This is a genomic window from Streptomyces sp. DH37 (assembly GCF_029813835.1).
GTDB lineage: Bacteria > Actinomycetota > Actinomycetes > Streptomycetales > Streptomycetaceae > Streptomyces.
Genome location: NZ_JARVKV010000231.1, coordinates 1 through 402 on the forward strand (window position 1 = coordinate 1; position 402 = coordinate 402).

Sequence of the window (402 nt, forward strand, 5' to 3'; positions counted from 1 at the left end):
CCCCTGGGAGCGCGAGGTCGCGGGCGCGGACTACCTGGCCGACGCCTCCCCCGAGGTGATCACCGCGTTCGCCCAGACCAACGCCGGCGACATGTCCCCCAACCACGACCTGCGGCCCCCGACCACACCGGAGGACTTCGAGCGCACCCGGGCCTGCGGCCTGCGCCAGTACGAGGCCGCCGCACGGCAGCTGGAGCGCCCCGGCACCCCCCGGACCGGGGGCGTGGACTCCCGGCTGGTGTACGTGGACCTCTCCGACGTCACCGTGGCGCCGGAGTTCACCGGCGACGGACGCGCCCACCGGACCGCCCGGCCCGCGGTCGGCGCGTCCATGGCCGCGGGCAGCATGGAGGACGGACCGGCGTTCCCCGGCTTCACCGAGGGCGAGAACCCCTTCTGGGA

Annotated in this window: 1 protein-coding gene; it reads left to right on the top strand. The window is 75.9% G+C overall.

What is annotated here, in order from left to right; genetic code table 11:
* Nucleotides 1-402 (top strand): neutral/alkaline non-lysosomal ceramidase N-terminal domain-containing protein (locus QC029_RS30805; protein ID WP_279559130.1); only part of this gene is annotated, 402 nt, incomplete at both ends.